We start from the raw sequence: 16,725 nt of genomic DNA, 5'->3' as shown, positions 1-16,725 counted from the left end.
TTCTCGGGTGGCGCTGCGTTAATCGATACGATTGCAGCGCCTCAGGCGTGTTCTCAAATACCGTCGCCGTATTCAAAGGTATGGCGAATACCATTGAAGTGCTGATCCATATCCATCGACGGTTTATCGCTGTCTGGCTTGCCGACAATACGCGCCGGTACACCCGCGACAGTCGTGTGCGGTGGAACGGGCTGCAGTACCACGGAACCCGCGCCGATCTTCGCGCCGCGTCCGACTTCGATATTGCCGAGGATTTTCGCCCCCGCACCAATCATCACCCCTTCACGAATTTTCGGATGACGATCGCCGCTGGTTTTACCGGTACCGCCCAACGTGACCGACTGCAGAATTGAGACGTCATCTTCAATCACCGCCGTTTCACCGACCACAATACCGGTGGCGTGGTCGAGCATGATCCCACGGCCAATTTTCGCTGCAGGGTGAATATCCACCTGGAAGGTGACGGAAACCTGGTTTTGCAGGAAGATAGCCAGCGCGCGGCGGCCTTCGTTCCACAGCCAGTGGCCGATGCGATAAGCCTGTAAGGCGTGGAAACCTTTCAGATACAGCAGCGGCGTGGAGTATTTATCCACTGCCGGGTCACGCGTGCGCACGGCCTGAATATCGCAGGCAGCGGAGGCGATCATTTCAGGGTCTGCGGCGTAGGCCTCTTCCACCACTTCACGAATAGCGATAGCAGGCATGATGGAGGAAGCCAGTTTGTTGGCGAGCATATAGCTCAGGGCGCTGCCGAGGTTTTCGTGCTTGAGTAGCGTCGCGTGATAGAAGCTGGCCAGCATAGGCTCGCAGTCGGCCAAAGCCCGGGCTTCGGCTTTAATATTGTTCCAGACGATATCCAGTTCTTCACACGGCATTGCATACTCCAGACGATATGTTAATGACCAGCCAGTTCTGCGCTGGCTGGGTCATATAGCTAACAAGGATCCCTGCGACTAGTTGCTGCTGCGCTCGTCCTTGCGCGCACGACCTAATAAGGTCAATGCTGCCTCGCGCGCATTTTTTCCGCAATACAATACCTGATAAATTTCCTCGGTTATTGGCATTTCGACACCAAAACGGTGTGCCAATTCGCGGACTTCTTTGGTATTGCGGTAGCCTTCAACCACCTGACCAATCTTCTCCTGCGCGCCTTTCACATCCATGCCCTGTCCGAGCATCATGCCAAAACGGCGGTTACGCGACTGGTTGTCGGTACAGGTCAGCACCAAATCGCCCAGACCAGCCATCCCCATAAAGGTGGCCGGGTCAGCGCCCAGCGCCGCACCAAGACGGGACATCTCGGTCAACCCACGGGTGATCAGCGCCGTACGTGCATTCGCGCCAAAACCAATACCGTCTGACATCCCGGCACCAATAGCAATCACGTTCTTCACCGCACCGCCCAACTGCACACCGATAAAATCGGGGTTGCTGTAGACACGGAAGCTCTTGCCGCAGTGCAGCAGATGCTGAAGATCGTCAGAGAAAGTCGGGTCGGTTGATGCCAGCGAGATTGCCGTCGGCAGGCCGGCAGCCAGCTCTTTAGCAAACGTCGGTCCGGAAATAACGGCCAGCGGAATGGCATCGCCCAGCGCTTCACGAGCAACGTCCTGCAACAGGCGTCCCGTTTCGGCTTCCAGCCCTTTCGTCGCCCACACAATGCGCGCATCCGGGCGCATCAGCGGCTTAATCTGACGCAGGACTTCGCCAAACACATGGCTCGGCACCACAATCAGAATATTGCGACTGGCCGCCAGCGCGGTCGCAAGGTCGCTTTCCAGGTGCAGAGAGTCAGGGAACGGAACGTCCGGGAGAAACGCCACGTTGCAGCGGTCGTGTTGCAACGTCGCGACATGTTTAGGGTCGTGGCCCCACAGGACCACGTCGTGACCATTTCTTGCCAGCGTGATGGCAAGAGCGGTGCCGTATGAACCGGCACCGATCACAGTCATTGACGCATTAACAGTGCTCATCAGGCATCCTGATGTTGTTCAGCACCTTCGCCAGCCTGCTGCTGCAGATAGTTCATGAACAGCGCATCAAAGTTTACAGGTGCCAGGTTCAGTTGCGGGAAAGTACCGCGAGAAACCAGGCTGGTGATGCATTCACGCGCATACGGGAACAGGATGTTCGGGCAGTATGCACCCAGGCAATGCGCCATCTGGTTACCTTCGATGCCACCGATGGAGAAGATGCCACCCTGTTGTACTTCGCACAGGAATGCAGTTTCTTCGCCCAGAGAAGCAGTAACGGTCACACGCAGTACGACTTCGTACACATCATCCGCCAGCTGAGTGGATGCGGTATCAAGATCAAGTTTAACCTCTGGCTGCCAATCTTTCTGGAAAACGTGTGGCGCATTTGGCGCTTCGAAAGAGACATCCTTGGTGTAGATGCGCTGGATCTGGAAAGTCATTTCGGTGTTGTTTTGTTCTGACATGGAAAAACCCTTTTTAATTGTCCTAAAGTCTCTTAGCGCAGCAGGGGATCGAGTCCACCACGCGCGTCGAGCGCATACAAGTCATCACAGCCGCCAATGTGCTGCGCATCAATAAAAATCTGCGGAACCGTCGTGCGACCACTACGTTGAATCATCTCTTCGCGTTTTGTTGCGTCACCATCGATCGGCAATTCCTGGAACGTTACGCCTTTGCTGTTCAGCAGTGCTTTCGCACGGTGGCAGAACGGGCAGGTCGCTTTGGTGTAGATCTCAATATTGGCCATCACTGAACTCCTTATTTACCGCGAACCAGAGGAAGGTTTTCCCCGCTCCAGCCGGAAATGCCTTCTTTCAGTACAGAGACGTTTTCGAAGCCTGCTTTATGGAGCGCGCTGGCAGATTCCTGCGCCTGCATACCGGTACCGTCCACAACGATAATTGGCTGGGCTTTATGCTTATCCAGCTCACCGATGTTGTTCGCTTTGATTTCAGCAGGCAGCAGGTTGATAGCACCTGCAATGTGACCTTTGCGGAAATCGTCACGCTGACGCAGATCGACAATCACCGCCTCTTCTTTGTTGATCATACGCGTCGCTTCACCACGGGTGATCACCTTAATTTTAGACGTCAGCCCCTTAAAGGTGGTGAACAGGACAGCGGCCAGCAGGCCAATCCACGCGATGCTCAGAACCGGGTGGCGGCTAACAAATTGCATAATTTCTTGCATGGGGGGTAACAACTCCCGACTAAGTGATTAAAAAAACCAGGACAGGAGTATACCTGTGCGTTGTGGCAAATACAGCCAGCGACAATAAGCTAATCCATTTTCTGCGGCATGCCACGAAAAAAAAGCCTCAAAATAACCGGGGAACTGCCTTGCCCCTACGCATTCTTTGATCTTCTGCGGCTATTTTATCGATTCAGCTGTAGTAAAATTACGCAAATTTTTTGTCTCTTGAGCATGAGGTTGTCGCAATGTCGGTTTCTAAAAAACCTATGGTACTGGTGATTCTGGATGGCTATGGCTACCGCGAAGATCAGCAGGATAACGCCATTTTCAACGCCAAAACCCCGGTCATGGATGCACTGTGGGCAAAACGTCCCCATACCCTGATTGATGCGTCGGGCCTGGAAGTGGGTCTGCCGGATCGCCAGATGGGTAACTCCGAAGTCGGTCACGTTAACCTGGGCGCAGGTCGTATCGTCTATCAGGATCTGACCCGTCTGGACGTTGAAATCAAAGAACGAGCGTTCTTCGCCAACCCGGTGCTGTCTGGTGCAGTGGATAAAGCCGTTACTGCGGGTAAAGCTGTACACATCATGGGCTTGCTCTCCGCTGGCGGCGTTCACAGCCACGAAGATCACATCATGGCAATGGTTGAGCTGGCAGCAGAACGCGGTGCTGAAAAAATCTATTTGCATGCATTCCTGGATGGCCGCGATACGCCACCACGTAGCGCAGAAGGTTCACTGAAAGCCTTCGAAGATAAGTTTGCTGCACTGGGTAAAGGCCGTGTGGCGTCCATCATTGGCCGCTACTACGCAATGGATCGCGACAACCGCTGGGATCGCGTTGAACAGGCCTATGACCTGATGACGCTGGCAAAAGGTGAATTCCAGTTTGCGACTGCCGTTGCAGGTCTGGAAGCGGCTTACGCACGTGATGAAAACGACGAATTCGTGAAAGCGACCGTTATTCGTGCTGAAGGTCAGGCCGATGCCGCAATGGAAGATGGCGATGCGCTGATCTTCATGAACTTCCGTGCTGACCGCGCGCGTGAAATCACCCGCGCATTCGTAAATAGCGATTTCGACGGTTTCACCCGTAAAAAAGTGGTGAAACTCGACTTCATCCAGCTGACTGAATACGCAGCAGACATTAAAGCTCCGTGCGCTTACCCACCCGCGTCGCTGGCAAACACCTTCGGCGAATGGATGGCGAAGAACGATAAAACGCAGCTGCGTATTTCCGAAACCGAGAAATACGCGCACGTCACCTTCTTCTTTAACGGCGGTGTAGAAGAGCCGTTCAAAGGCGAAGATCGCATTCTGATTAACTCTCCAAAAGTGGCGACCTACGATCTGCAGCCAGAAATGAGCTCTGCCGAGCTGACCGAAAAACTGGTGGCGGCAATCGAAAGCGGCAAGTATGACACCATCATCTGTAACTATCCGAATGGCGATATGGTTGGTCATACCGGCGTGATGGAAGCCGCAGTTAAAGCCGTTGAAGCGCTGGATCACTGTGTTGAGCAGGTAGCAAAAGCGGTTGAATCCGTTGGCGGCCAGCTGCTGATCACCGCTGACCACGGTAACGCCGAACAGATGCGCGACCCGGCAACCGGTCAGGCACACACTGCCCATACCAACCTGCCTGTTCCGCTGATTTATGTGGGTGATAAAGCCCTGAAAGCGGTGGAAGGCGGCAAGCTTTCCGACATCGCGCCAACTATGTTGACGCTGATGGGTATGGAAATCCCTGAAGAGATGACTGGCAAGCCGCTGTTCATCGTGAAATAATCGATCCCCATGAGGGGAAAGGCGATTTTTTCAATCACATGGGCCGTGAAGCCGCTTAGGTTATCAGTCAGGCCTTTGCTTTACGCCAGCGCACTCAGCGCTGGCGTATTGCTGTGCGCCGCATCCGCCCACGCGGACGATCGCGACCAGCTAAAATCCATTCAGGCCGATATCGCCGCCAAAGAGCGGGCGGTACGCCAGCAGCAGCAGCAGCGCTCCTCACTCCTTGCGCAGCTTAAGCAGCAGGAAGAGGCCATCTCCGCCGCCGCGCGTAAGCTCCGTGAAACGCAGAACACGCTCGCCCAGTTGAATAAACAGATCGACGATATGAACGCGTCGATTGCCAAACTGGAACGCCAGCGTGATGCGCAGGAACGCAATCTTGCCGCGCAGCTTGATGCCGCTTTCCGCCAGGGTGAACACACCGGTCTGCAGTTAATCCTGAGCGGCGAAGAGAGCCAGCGCGGCCAGCGTTTGCAGGCTTACTTTGGTTATCTGAACCAGGCGCGTCAGGAGACGATCGCGCAGCTGAAACAGACCCGCGAAGAAGTCACCACCCAAAAAGCCGAGCTGGAAGAGAAGCAGAGCCAGCAGCAGACGCTGCTCTACGATCAACAGGCGCAGCAGGCGAAGCTTGAGCAGGCACGTAACGAGCGTAAGAAAACGCTTTCCGGCCTGGAGTCCTCCATTCAGGAAGGCCAGAGCCAGTTAAGCGAAATGCGCGCCAACGAATCCAGGCTGCGCAACAGCATTGCGCGTGCGGAAGCGGCGGCCAAAGCGCGCGCCGAAAAAGAAGCCCGTGATGCACAGGCTGTTCGCGACAAACAGCAGGAAGCCTCCCGCAAAGGGACCACCTACAAACCAAGTGAAAGCGAACGTTCCCTGATGTCGCGTACCGGCGGCCTGGGCTCACCTAATGGTCAGGCTTTCTGGCCCGTTCGCGGTTCTATTCTGCATCGTTATGGCGAACAGCTGCAGGGTGAACTACGTTGGAAAGGGATAGTTATCGGTGCGTCTGAAGGTAGCGAAGTGAAAGCCATCGCCGATGGCCGCGTGATCCTGGCCGACTGGCTGCAGGGCTACGGGCTTGTGGTGGTGGTTGAGCACGGTAAAGGTGATATGAGTCTTTACGGTTACAACCAGAGTGCACTGGTCAGCGTGGGCACTCAGGTACGCGCCGGCCAACCCATCGCCCTTGTGGGCAGCAGTGGCGGTCAGGGCCGCCCGTCACTCTATTTCGAAATTCGTCGTCAGGGTCAGGCGGTCAATCCACAACCGTGGTTGGGAAGATAAGCTTTGCTTCAATTTCGTCGAATTATGCTCTCCGTCGCCAGCGCACTGGCGCTGGCTGCACCGGTATACGCGGGTAAACTCGCCATTGTGATTGATGACTTCGGTTATCGTCCGCAAACAGAAAACCAGGTGCTGGCGATGCCGTCAGCCATCTCTGTCGCCGTTCTCCCTAATGCACCACATGCGCGTGAGATGGCGACCAAAGCCCACAACAGCGGCCATCAGGTGCTTATCCATCTGCCAATGGCTCCGCTCAGCAAACAACCGCTGGAAAAAGACACCCTGCGCCCGGAGATGAGCAGCGATGAAATCGATCGCATCATCCGCGACGCTTACAATAAAGTTCCGTATGCCGTGGGCCTGAACAACCACATGGGCAGCGCGATGACATCCAGCCTGTTTGGCATGTTGAAAGTGATGCAGGCGCTGGAGCGCTATAACCTCTATTTCCTGGACAGTATGACCATCGGCAACAGCCAGGCCATGCGTGCCGCGCAGGGGACAGGCGTGAAGGTGATTAAGCGCAAGGTGTTCCTGGATGATACCCAGAACGAAGCGGACATCCGCATGCAGTTCAATCGTGCCGTGCAACTGGCCCGGCGCAATGGCTCGGCAATTGCCATCGGCCACCCGCATCCGTCTACCGTTCGCGTTCTGCAACAAATGTTGCCAACCCTGCCGTCCGATATCACCCTGGTGCGTCCGGGCGATCTGCTGAATGAACCGCAGGTTGATACGTCGACGCCGAATCTGGGGCAACCCGTCCCCACAGCACCACGTAACCCGTTCCGTGGTGTGAAGAGCTGCTTGCCGAAAAAACCGCCTGAACCAGTCTACGCGACCCGTTTCTTCTCCGTTATTGGCGAAAGCATCAGTGAAAGCACGCTGGTGAAATACGTCCAGCATCAATGGCAGGGATGGGGTAAAAAACCCTGATAGCAACAAGCCACCGTTAAGGTGGCTTTTTTGTCACTCAGGATGGAAGGAACCGTCCAGGATCTGGCTATAAACCGTTGGCTGACCGTTGTCCGAAGTGCGGTATTGTTCTTTGTGCGAAAGCTTATAAATGCCTACAGGATCATTATTCAGCACCACCATTGCCGCCCTGTCGGGTTTAGCCGAGATGTACTGGCGGATCAAAAAGCGGTTATTCCCGGTGACCGGCTGTCGATCCATCACCTGGCGAAGCTGCGGATACCTCTCACGTGCATACAAGAAGCTGTAATCAATGAGGAAGTATTCAATCAGAGAATTGTGGTGCTGCCAGTAGCGATACAGGATATCCCGAACCAGCTTCACCAGCGAATTCCCCTTCCGGGCAGCAAGAAAATAGGCCGTCCAGTAACCCTGACTCAGCGCATTTTCAGGTGAATCAAAACGCAGTGATGAGAAGGCATTTTCATAGAACGACTCCGGTACCGGCTTCGTCATAAATACGGTGGCATCCATCCAGATCCCCCCGTACTGATACAGTAATGAACAACGAACAATATCGGAATATTGCGCCTTACTGATAAGCCCGGCCTGGTATTTGGTTTTGATATGTTCCGGGAGGGTGAGATAGTCAGGGATGTTCTCATCCGTCAGGATAATGACCTGCGCTTCTGGCGCATTACGCTGCACGGAAGCAATGCAACGCTTCACCAGCCCGGGTGCGCTATCAAGCCCCTGGAACCAACAGATCCAGATAATACGCGATTGCGCCGGTTCCGCTGCGTCTGCAGCATCAGGCTGGACCTTCAGATCGTCAATAACGCTAAAAATCGTCTCTTTTTTCTTCTGCTCAAAATGGCTGGCCGCACGCTGAAAAAGAGAAAAACCCGTTTTTTTGTGCCAGCGACGGGTTTTCTTGATGAGCTTATTCGTTACATTGAGATTCATCATTTCACCTTATCAAACTCAGAACAGCTCTTTTAACGTACGGCGAAACAGTTTCATTTTTAACTTGGCGTCTTTTTTATGCCCGCGTAATAAGCAGTTCATGCGCGTCGATTTAAACCCCCGGAACGACATGAGCTGAAAAAGGTTATTACTGCGCGTAACTTCAGACATATGCTGACGATATTTAAAATAGAGCTTACGGTACGCATTATACTTTTTAATTTGCGACGTAATTCGGTTACTGCCGTGTTCAGCATCCACCATTGCCGTACTGAAACTGTATTTAATACCAGGGCCATATTTAAGGATCAATTTAATCCAGACATCACGATCCTGTTGCTGTTTGATCTCAGGGGAAAACCCGCCCACACCTAACAGCTTTTCTTTGGTCGTCAGTACCTGATTACCCACCACGTTTTCACACAGAATATCCTGTAACTCGATGATTCTTTTATCATCTGTGTCCGGGTAGGTACGGTGGGTTTTGTCCAGTCTGGCAGGGGTATCCGTCACGAAGGCATAGTTGTCATCGTAGCGCTCGGCGAGCTTTGTCAGGCGTTCTGGCAGGAAATAGTCATCATCATCCAGACCCGTTACAAACACCCCGTGCGAGAGCGCATAACCCCGGTTCCGGCTGAAGTTAGAACCGCTGTTCTTTTCATTACGTTCATAGGTGAAATGGACAAAACGCGCGTCACACTCCGCTCTCATCTGCTCGATGAGCTGCGCAGTTTTTTCGTCAGAACAATCATCAACAATAACCAATTCTACCGCAGAGTACGTCTGAGCAATAACTGAACGAATGGCACGTTCCAGTAAGTCCTCTCTGTTGTAAGTGGTGATGATTACTGAAATCAGTTCGTTCATGGCGTGCTCGTCTGGTAAATGACATTTCTCCACCAGGAGAATACCTTTTTCCCGGTGGAGAATCAAAATGGTTACTTAATGACCGTGCGGTGTTTGTTCTGTTCCAGGAAAACAATCGACATTATCAGTGTAAGCATCCAGGCAACAGGTGTTGTTTTTGAATAAAGCATCACACCGCTCAGCCCGAACATAATTATCGAGACCAGGAACGCGAAAAGAATAATGCTTTTTTGTTTCCGCAATGCATACCAGCCAAGTGATATCACAAACAGAATATACAGAATTAATCCTGACGGGCCTTTTAAGGACAGTGTTTCTACCACTTCATTATGTAGATGGCCTTGCATATGATCCAGCGCACCACTCAGACTCGGATCACGTTTTACTTCAGCCACTATTTTTGCATTACGTTCATCAGTTGACTGCCACAGGTAGTTATCTTTAGCAGCTGCAAGCCCTGTTTTCCACATGGCAAAACGCGCCCCTACAGACGTTACGCTGTTGTTCTTATCATAGGCCACGATATCGCTGTTGAGGTCGTTATATCGTTGTTGCAAACTATTTTTCATCATAAACGCACCCGCCAGTAATGCGATCAGAAAAACAGCGACACCTTTCCAGGGAATATGCTTTTCCTTATAGAGTTTAACCACCAGCAGACCAAAGAAAATAATGGGATAGGTCAAAATAGCGGCCCGTGTTTCTGTCGCGACTAACACCAGGAAGGTCACGAAAAAATGGCCCAGGATGAAAAACTCTTTCCATCTGGATGAGCTGTGCTGCAGAACCAGTATGGTATAGAAGGAGATGAAAGCAATTGTATAGGCGGCCCCTGTCGCATCAGCCCCTCCAGCCAGAGACAGCGCCACCCTTGCGTCTTTAAGGAAGAGGTACTGATAACCTGCATAGATAACAATCATTATCTGTAAGGCAATGGCCAGCAACATATGAATTGTATTGTTGCCTATTTTTATCTGATGTCTGTTCACAAAGACGAAGATAGAGAACGCACCAAACAGCAATATTTTCCCCACTTCAAGGTATGCCCGATATGAGTTTATCGCCGTGCTGTTATCCACCTTATACATCCGATACCACACCAGATCGCAGATGCCGATGACCAGCAGCACAAGACAGAGCCAAAATGCATCATTCTTTTTGAAGTTCCTGAGATCCAGCAGGAAAATCACTAGCGCAGTAATACCTGCCACACCCAAAATTTTGGCAGAAAGATTGGGAGAAACGACAACACAGCCGAAAGCTATCACGCACAGTCCAAAGAGTAATTGCAATAACGCAAACTGGACCTTATCTCGTTTTACACTAATCATCATGATTCCATTTACCAGAAGACATCGCAGGCTAACACACCGCTAAAAACAAGTTTATCGCGTCTGTGTTAACGAATATTGCGCCACTCATAGGACTTACCTGTCGTGTCCAGCACGGACACATTTTTATCATAACCGGCAAGCCAGGACTGTACAGTGTGAACAGGCTCTCCCTGGCGATGGATCCCAAGCCACAGTTCCGCGAGGGTATTAACATCATCAGCCGACCAGACGGTATTGTAGTCTCCGGTATATTTATGAGCAGAATCAACCTGATGCCCATACCAGATAAACACGGGAATATGCAGAGCCTCTCTCGGCGGATTGACATTCCCGTGGGAGTAAACCACTGCACGCTGCGGGTCGCGAATCAGGCCATGATCGGAGAAATACATTACCGATGAACGTGAGCTTTCCAGCATGTTAAACACTTTGCCCATCACCGTATCTGTGTACCGCACGGAGTTGTCATAGCAATCATCAGCCTCGCTCCCTCCGGTTAACACCGCCTGATTAGCCGGGAAACGTCGGCAGGCCGGTTCATGGCTACCATTTAAATGCAATACGATGATTTTTTTGCCCGGTTTCTTCAGTGCATCGCCCAGCAAGGGCAGCAGGTCTTCATCGTATCCCCCTTCCACCCACTCATGCTGTTTGGTATTCATGGCAATACCGGTGATAACGTTATTATGCGCACCGCCTTTGCCCTGACGGCTAAACCAGTAGGTGTCATACCCTGCTTTATTGGCGATATTAATGACGTTATCGCCATAATTACGGGGATCGCGCGCACCTACCGTATCCGCCGTCATGGCTAATGGCACCGCCATGATCGTGACAGGGGCAGGCGTTACGGCATTGCGGAACAGTAAAAGCTGCGACTGGTATTTCACCAACTCAGGTGTGGTATCGCGTTGATAACCATAGATACCCATATTTGCCGTACGCTCGGACTCACCGATGATCAGCACATAGTTGTCGATACCGGTATCCGACAGGGTGAGTTTGTAATCAGGAATATTGTTGCCGATATTGGCCACCACCGCGTTATCTTCAATCGCCTGCATAAAGACTTTTGCCGTGCTGACAGGCGTCGCCTGAACCACACGCTGCGCCAGGCTCTCAACGCTGCTTTTCCTGAGTTGGTGCTGCAGCGCCTGGCCATAAAAAGCAAGCAACGTCACGGCCAGCGCAATAGCAGGCCAGCGACGAAAACGGGGTGCAACAGGCCACATTCCTGTATTCGCGGTATAAATAAACAGCGCGGACAGCGCGACAAACGTCAGGCAGTCACGCCAGTACAACCCGAGCATCGAACTGGCTTCACCCGGCGTGGTATTGAGCACACTTAACGCAAATCCATAACTAAACGCTGAGTCGAAATTATTCCATGCATATAACTGCAGCGTAATATCCGCTGCGATCGGAATGAGTAAAACAGCCGCCAGTATATTTCTGATTAATTTGTTATTAAGACATTTGAGCGTCAGTAATATCAGCAGAAATACCAGCGTTCGGTTAATCACCGCATTATATTTGGCGTTAATAATATTAACACCAATGATTATTAGCAGGGAAATTACCACAGTAAAAAAAGCGGCAAGCCTTGAAGGGGTATCAACCAACTTTTGCGAAAACAGTGTGGACATAATGACCTGATTAGACTGACAAAAATCTTTCCTGACGTAATCATTATGACTGCAAGAATGAACGTGCGGAGAAGACAAAATGGAGAAAAATTCGCCAGAAGTTAACAAGTAACCCCTGGAAAGTCAAACCGCTAAAAAGCGTAAAGGCACCCGTCGGCGCGGGTGCCTGGAGGCAGGTTTAATCCCAGTTCAGGATAACTTTCCCGGACTGACCGGAACGCATCGCGTCAAAGCCTTTCTGGAACTCATCGATGGAGAAACGATGAGTAATAATCGGCGACAGATCCAGGCCGGACTGGATCAGCGCGGCCATCTTGTACCAGGTTTCGAACATCTCACGGCCATAGATACCTTTGATGAACAGCCCCTTAAAGATGACTTTATTCCAGTCGATGGACATATCTGACGGTGGGATACCCAGCATCGCAATACGGCCACCGTGGTTCATGGTATCGAGCATGGTGCGGAACGCCGGTGGCGCGCCGGACATCTCCAGACCAACGTCAAAACCTTCGGTCATGCCCAACTCTTCCATTACATCACTCAGGCTTTCTCTAGAGACATCGACCGCGCGGGTTACGCCCATTTTGCGCGCCAGGGACAGACGGTATTCATTCACATCAGTAATCACAACATTACGCGCGCCCACGTGCTTCGCGACCGCTGCTGCCATAATACCAATTGGGCCTGCGCCGGAAACCAGCACGTCTTCGCCGACCAGATCGAAGGAGAGAGCCGTGTGTACCGCGTTACCAAACGGGTCAAAGATGGACGCCAGATCGTCAGAAATGTTGTCCGGGATTTTGAACGCGTTGAATGCCGGGATCACCAGATATTCCGCGAAGCAGCCAGGACGGTTGACGCCCACGCCGATGGTGTTACGGCACAGGTGCGTGCGTCCGCCACGGCAGTTACGGCAGTGGCCGCAGGTAATATGGCCTTCACCGGAGACGCGGTCGCCAATTTTAAAACCTTTCACTTCCTGGCCAATACCGACCACTTCGCCGACATATTCGTGACCAACCACCATGGGTACCGGAATGGTTTTCTGTGACCACTGATCCCAGTTGTAGATATGAACGTCAGTGCCGCAAATGGCGGTTTTACGAATTTTGATCAGCAGATCGTTATGACCGACTTCCGGCTCCGGCACGTCGGTCATCCAAATCCCTTCTTCCGCTTTCAGTTTGGATAACGCTTTCATCACACGTCCTCAGGCAATTACGCCCAGCTGTTTGCCGATGCGGGTAAAGGCTTCCACCGCACGTTCAATTTGTTCAGGCGAATGCGCCGCAGACATCTGGGTGCGGATACGCGCCTGACCTTTTGGTACCACCGGGAAGAAGAACCCGGTAACGTAAATCCCTTCTTTCTGCAGCTCGCGGGCAAAGTTCTGCGCTACCACTGCATCGCCCAGCATCACCGGAATGATCGCGTGGTCAGCACCGGCCAGGGTAAAACCTGCGGCGCTCATTTTTTCACGGAACAGACGCGCGTTTGACCACAGACGGTCGCGCAGCTCAGCGCCTGACTCCACCATCTCCAGCACTTTGATGGAGGCGGAAACGATGGCCGGAGCCAGGGAGTTGGAGAACAGGTACGGACGGGAGCGCTGGCGCAGCCACTCAACTACCTCTTTGCGCGCGGCGGTATAGCCACCAGACGCGCCGCCGAGCGCTTTGCCCAACGTACCGGTGATGATGTCCACACGGCCCATCACGTCACAGTATTCGTGGGAACCACGGCCATTTTCGCCAACAAAGCCCACAGCGTGAGAATCATCGACCATCACCAGCGCATCGTATTTATCGGCCAGATCGCATACGCCTTTCAGGTTGGCAATCACGCCGTCCATCGAGAACACGCCGTCGGTGGCAATCAGAACATGACGAGCACCGGCTTCACGCGCTTCTTTCAGACGTGCTTCCAGCTCAGCCATATCGTTGTTGGCATAGCGGAAGCGCTTCGCTTTACACAGACGCACGCCGTCGATGATGGAGGCGTGGTTCAGGGCGTCGGAGATAATCGCATCTTCTGCGCCGAGCAGGGTCTCAAACAGACCGCCGTTGGCGTCGAAGCAGGAGGAGTACAGAATGGCATCTTCCATACCTAAGAAATTCGCCAGCTTTTTCTCAAGCTGCTTGTGGCTGTCCTGCGTACCGCAAATAAAGCGCACGGAGGCCATACCAAAACCGTGGGTGTCCATACCGTTTTTGGCAGCGGCAATCAGCTCAGGGTGATTCGCAAGACCTAAGTAGTTGTTCGCACAAAAGTTGATCACATGGCTGCCATCGGCAACAGTGATGTCCGCCTGCTGAGCAGACGTGATAATCCGCTCTTCCTTGAACAACCCTTCCGCACGTGCGGTGTCCAGGTCGTTGTTTAACTGTTTGTAAAAATCACCACGCATTGCAATTCTCCAGACTCGGCAAATTTCGGCACATATTACCCAAACCTATAGTTCATGACGAGATGACACATTATCTCTTCTCGTTTTTGCAGCATAAATCACGTGTAGTCTTTTTACACATACACAAAATCATTCACGTTGCATCAAGGCGGCAAGAGAAGAAATCCCCGGGAGCATAGATAACTATGTGACCGGGGTTTCTGAACGCAGCCAACGCCGAGGCGGCGTGAAGGATGAAGTGTATGTCGGTGAATGGCTGTAGGGTCGCCATACTAATGATATGATAGAAACATTAGCGTCCGGGATTGTCCCCGGACTCCACACTTCAAAGGTTACAGTTATGATTATCGTTACCGGCGGCGCGGGCTTTATCGGCAGCAATATTGTTAAGGCTCTCAATGACAAAGGCATCACCGACATCCTGGTGGTGGACAACCTGAAAGACGGCACCAAATTTGTAAACCTGGTGGATCTGAACATTGCTGACTACATGGATAAAGAAGACTTCCTTATCCAGATTATGGCAGGTGAAGAGTTCGGCGAGATCGAAGCTATCTTCCATGAAGGTGCATGCTCTTCCACCACCGAGTGGGATGGCAAGTACATGATGGACAACAACTATCAGTACTCCAAAGAGATCCTGCACTACTGCCTGGAGCGTGAAATTCCGTTCCTGTACGCCTCTTCTGCGGCAACTTATGGCGGTCGTACCTCTGACTTCATCGAATCCCGCGAATATGAACAACCGCTGAACGTCTACGGTTACTCTAAATTCCTGTTCGACGAGTACGTGCGTCAGGTGCTGCCAGAAGCGAACTCCCAGATTGTCGGCTTCCGTTACTTCAACGTTTACGGGCCGCGTGAAGGTCACAAAGGCAGCATGGCAAGCGTGGCATTCCACCTGAACACCCAGCTGAATAATGGCGAAAGTCCGAAACTGTTCGAAGGCAGCGACAGCTTTAAGCGTGACTTCGTCTACGTCGGTGACGTTGCCGCCGTGAACCTGTGGTTCTGGGAAAACGGCGTCTCCGGCATCTTCAACCTGGGCACAGGCCGCGCGGAATCCTTCCAGGCGGTGGCTGACGCAACGCTGGCATACCACAAGAAAGGCAGCATTGAGTACATTCCATTCCCGGATAAACTGAAAGGCCGCTACCAGGCATTCACGCAGGCCGATCTGACCAACCTGCGTGCTGCGGGCTACGACAAGCCGTTCAAGACCGTTGCCGAAGGCGTAACGGAATATATGGCCTGGCTGAACCGCAACGTGTAAGGCAAGCAACCGATGAGAATACTGGTGGTTGGCCCGTCCTGGGTGGGCGACATGATGATGTCGCAAAGTCTCTATCGCACGCTCAAGGCGCGCTATCCCCAGGCGATAATCGACGTGATGGCACCCGCGTGGTGCCGTCCGCTTTTATCGCGGATGCCGGAAGTGAATGAGGCGATCCCGATGCCGCTCGGCCACGGGGCGCTGGAAATCGGCGAACGCCGCAAGCTCGGCCATAGCCTGCGTGACAAGCGCTACGACCGCGCTTACGTGCTGCCTAACTCCTTCAAATCGGCCTTAGTGCCCTTCTTTGCCGGCGTACCGCATCGCACTGGCTGGCGCGGTGAAATGCGTTACGGCCTGCTGAACGACGCGCGCGTGCTGGATAAAGCCGCCTGGCCGCTGATGGTGGAACGCTACGTGGCGCTGGCCTACGACAAAGGCGTGATGCGCAGCGCGAAAGACCTGCCGCAGCCGCTTCTGTGGCCGCAGCTACAGGTTCACGAGGGTGAGAAATCCCAGACCTGTAATGCATTTGGCATTTCGTCTGAACGCCCAATGATCGGTTTCTGCCCTGGCGCAGAGTTCGGCCCGGCAAAACGCTGGCCGCACTATCACTACGCCGAACTGGCGAAGCAGCTGATCGACGAAGGCTACCAGATTGTGCTGTTCGGTTCGGCGAAAGACCACGAGGCGGGCAACGAAATCCTTGCCGCACTCAGTACCGAACAACAAGCCTGGTGCCGCAATCTGGCGGGGGAAACCCAGCTGGAGCAAGCGGTGATCCTGATTGCCGCCTGTAAAGCCGTGGTCACCAACGACTCCGGCCTGATGCACGTTGCCGCCGCGCTAAACCGCCCGCTGGTTGCGCTGTACGGCCCAAGTAGCCCGGACTTTACGCCGCCGCTGTCGAATAAAGCGCGCGTCATTCGCCTGATCACTGGCTACCATAAAGTGCGTAAAGGCGATGCAGCTGAAGGTTATCACCAGAGTCTGATCGACATTACGCCGCAACGCGTTCTGGAAGAACTCAACGACCTGCTGTTGAGCGAAGAAGGATAACG

Annotated in this window: 16 protein-coding genes; 5 read left to right on the top strand and 11 right to left on the bottom strand. The window is 52.9% G+C overall.

Features of this window, described 5'->3' with window-relative positions; genetic code table 11:
- Positions 1-53: 53 nt before the first annotated feature.
- From cysE to ACJ9N4_RS14005, 5 genes are all read right to left on the bottom strand, one after another.
- Positions 54-875 carry a serine O-acetyltransferase gene (cysE, locus tag ACJ9N4_RS14025; RefSeq protein ID WP_182273090.1) on the bottom strand — a complete coding sequence of 274 codons (822 nt, stop codon included), beginning with the start codon at positions 873-875 and terminating at the stop codon, positions 54-56.
- Positions 876-953: 78 nt separating this feature from the next.
- Positions 954-1,973 (bottom strand): NAD(P)H-dependent glycerol-3-phosphate dehydrogenase, encoded by a 1,020-nt coding sequence (gpsA, locus tag ACJ9N4_RS14020; RefSeq protein WP_182273091.1) that lies wholly within the window; start codon positions 1,971-1,973, stop codon positions 954-956.
- The gene (gene secB / locus ACJ9N4_RS14015; RefSeq protein ID WP_003860835.1) at positions 1,973-2,440 is read right to left on the bottom strand and encodes a protein-export chaperone SecB; all 468 of its coding nucleotides are present in this window, start codon (positions 2,438-2,440) and stop codon (positions 1,973-1,975) included. The genes gpsA and secB overlap by 1 nt, the downstream gene beginning before the upstream one ends.
- Positions 2,441-2,472: 32 nt before the next feature.
- Positions 2,473-2,724 (bottom strand): glutaredoxin 3, encoded by a 252-nt coding sequence (gene grxC, locus ACJ9N4_RS14010; protein WP_014068373.1) that lies wholly within the window; start codon positions 2,722-2,724, stop codon positions 2,473-2,475.
- A gap of 11 nt (positions 2,725-2,735) precedes the next feature.
- The gene (locus tag ACJ9N4_RS14005; protein ID WP_196390670.1) at positions 2,736-3,167 is read right to left on the bottom strand and encodes a rhodanese-like domain-containing protein; all 432 of its coding nucleotides are present in this window, start codon (positions 3,165-3,167) and stop codon (positions 2,736-2,738) included.
- Between the two features lie 248 nt (positions 3,168-3,415).
- On the opposite strand from ACJ9N4_RS14005, the gene gpmM reads away from it, so the two are divergent.
- The 3 genes from gpmM to ACJ9N4_RS13990 are packed head-to-tail and all read left to right on the top strand — an operon-like array spanning position 3,416 to position 7,189.
- Positions 3,416-4,960 carry a 2,3-bisphosphoglycerate-independent phosphoglycerate mutase gene (gpmM, locus tag ACJ9N4_RS14000; RefSeq protein ID WP_182273093.1) on the top strand — a complete coding sequence of 515 codons (1,545 nt, stop codon included), beginning with the start codon at positions 3,416-3,418 and terminating at the stop codon, positions 4,958-4,960.
- 33 nt (positions 4,961-4,993) lie between these two features.
- Entirely contained in the window at positions 4,994-6,253 is a 1,260-nt protein-coding gene (envC, locus tag ACJ9N4_RS13995; protein WP_230857881.1) for a murein hydrolase activator EnvC, read from the top strand.
- Positions 6,254-6,256: 3 nt separating this feature from the next.
- Complete coding sequence (locus ACJ9N4_RS13990) at positions 6,257-7,189, top strand: divergent polysaccharide deacetylase family protein (protein ID WP_182919213.1); 933 nt, start codon at positions 6,257-6,259, stop codon at positions 7,187-7,189.
- Positions 7,190-7,222: 33 nt separating this feature from the next.
- Here ACJ9N4_RS13990 and ACJ9N4_RS13985 read toward each other — a convergent pair whose 3' ends face one another.
- The 6 genes from ACJ9N4_RS13985 to kbl form a co-directional block, all read right to left on the bottom strand.
- On the bottom strand, positions 7,223-8,137 hold the full coding sequence (locus ACJ9N4_RS13985; protein WP_232105438.1) for a capsular polysaccharide synthesis protein: 915 nt from the start codon (positions 8,135-8,137) through the stop codon (positions 7,223-7,225).
- A 15-nt stretch (positions 8,138-8,152) separates the two neighbouring features.
- The gene (locus tag ACJ9N4_RS13980) at positions 8,153-9,001 is read right to left on the bottom strand and encodes a glycosyltransferase (RefSeq protein ID WP_182919212.1); all 849 of its coding nucleotides are present in this window, start codon (positions 8,999-9,001) and stop codon (positions 8,153-8,155) included.
- A 71-nt stretch (positions 9,002-9,072) separates the two neighbouring features.
- Positions 9,073-10,335 (bottom strand): O-antigen ligase family protein, encoded by a 1,263-nt coding sequence (locus ACJ9N4_RS13975; RefSeq protein ID WP_411500570.1) that lies wholly within the window; start codon positions 10,333-10,335, stop codon positions 9,073-9,075.
- A gap of 65 nt (positions 10,336-10,400) precedes the next feature.
- A complete protein-coding gene (locus ACJ9N4_RS13970; protein ID WP_182919211.1) occupies positions 10,401-11,981 on the bottom strand; it encodes a phosphoethanolamine transferase in 1,581 nt (526 codons plus the stop codon).
- A 178-nt stretch (positions 11,982-12,159) separates the two neighbouring features.
- Complete coding sequence (tdh, locus tag ACJ9N4_RS13965) at positions 12,160-13,185, bottom strand: L-threonine 3-dehydrogenase (protein WP_182273098.1); 1,026 nt, start codon at positions 13,183-13,185, stop codon at positions 12,160-12,162.
- A gap of 9 nt (positions 13,186-13,194) precedes the next feature.
- Positions 13,195-14,391, bottom strand: a complete 1,197-nt coding sequence (gene kbl / locus ACJ9N4_RS13960; protein ID WP_182273099.1) for a glycine C-acetyltransferase — start codon at positions 14,389-14,391, stop codon at positions 13,195-13,197.
- A 340-nt stretch (positions 14,392-14,731) separates the two neighbouring features.
- Between kbl and rfaD the strand changes: the two genes are divergently transcribed.
- Entirely contained in the window at positions 14,732-15,664 is a 933-nt protein-coding gene (gene rfaD, locus ACJ9N4_RS13955) for an ADP-glyceromanno-heptose 6-epimerase (RefSeq protein WP_411500569.1), read from the top strand.
- A gap of 12 nt (positions 15,665-15,676) precedes the next feature.
- Positions 15,677-16,723, top strand: coding sequence for an ADP-heptose--LPS heptosyltransferase RfaF (gene rfaF / locus ACJ9N4_RS13950; RefSeq protein WP_182919210.1), 1,047 nt, complete (start codon positions 15,677-15,679; stop codon positions 16,721-16,723).
- Positions 16,724-16,725 lie beyond the last annotated feature (2 nt).

This window comes from Enterobacter sp. LM3 (genome assembly GCF_046622475.1).
In the GTDB taxonomy this organism is placed as follows: Bacteria; Pseudomonadota; Gammaproteobacteria; order Enterobacterales; family Enterobacteriaceae; genus Enterobacter; species Enterobacter cloacae_P.
The sequence above is the reverse complement of the archived record's forward strand: the minus strand, read 5'-3'. Positions and strand labels throughout refer to the sequence as shown.

Bases quoted from the DNA above. Each gene is read 5' to 3' on its own strand.
- secB (WP_003860835.1), bottom strand. From the start codon at position 2,440: ATGTCAGAACAAAACAACACCGAAATGACTTTCCAGATCCAGCGCATC.
- gpmM (WP_182273093.1), top strand. From the start codon at position 3,416: ATGTCGGTTTCTAAAAAACCTATGGTACTGGTGATTCTGGATGGCTAT.
- cysE (WP_182273090.1), bottom strand. From the start codon at position 875: ATGCCGTGTGAAGAACTGGATATCGTCTGGAACAATATTAAAGCCGAA.
- grxC (WP_014068373.1), bottom strand. From the start codon at position 2,724: ATGGCCAATATTGAGATCTACACCAAAGCGACCTGCCCGTTCTGCCAC.
- rfaF (WP_182919210.1), top strand. From the start codon at position 15,677: ATGAGAATACTGGTGGTTGGCCCGTCCTGGGTGGGCGACATGATGATG.
- kbl (WP_182273099.1), bottom strand. From the start codon at position 14,391: ATGCGTGGTGATTTTTACAAACAGTTAAACAACGACCTGGACACCGCA.
- ACJ9N4_RS13980 (WP_182919212.1), bottom strand. From the start codon at position 9,001: ATGAACGAACTGATTTCAGTAATCATCACCACTTACAACAGAGAGGAC.
- ACJ9N4_RS13975 (WP_411500570.1), bottom strand. From the start codon at position 10,335: ATGATGATTAGTGTAAAACGAGATAAGGTCCAGTTTGCGTTATTGCAA.
- ACJ9N4_RS13970 (WP_182919211.1), bottom strand. From the start codon at position 11,981: ATGTCCACACTGTTTTCGCAAAAGTTGGTTGATACCCCTTCAAGGCTT.
- tdh (WP_182273098.1), bottom strand. From the start codon at position 13,185: ATGAAAGCGTTATCCAAACTGAAAGCGGAAGAAGGGATTTGGATGACC.
- gpsA (WP_182273091.1), bottom strand. From the start codon at position 1,973: ATGAGCACTGTTAATGCGTCAATGACTGTGATCGGTGCCGGTTCATAC.
- rfaD (WP_411500569.1), top strand. From the start codon at position 14,732: ATGATTATCGTTACCGGCGGCGCGGGCTTTATCGGCAGCAATATTGTT.
- ACJ9N4_RS13985 (WP_232105438.1), bottom strand. From the start codon at position 8,137: ATGATGAATCTCAATGTAACGAATAAGCTCATCAAGAAAACCCGTCGC.
- ACJ9N4_RS14005 (WP_196390670.1), bottom strand. From the start codon at position 3,167: ATGCAAGAAATTATGCAATTTGTTAGCCGCCACCCGGTTCTGAGCATC.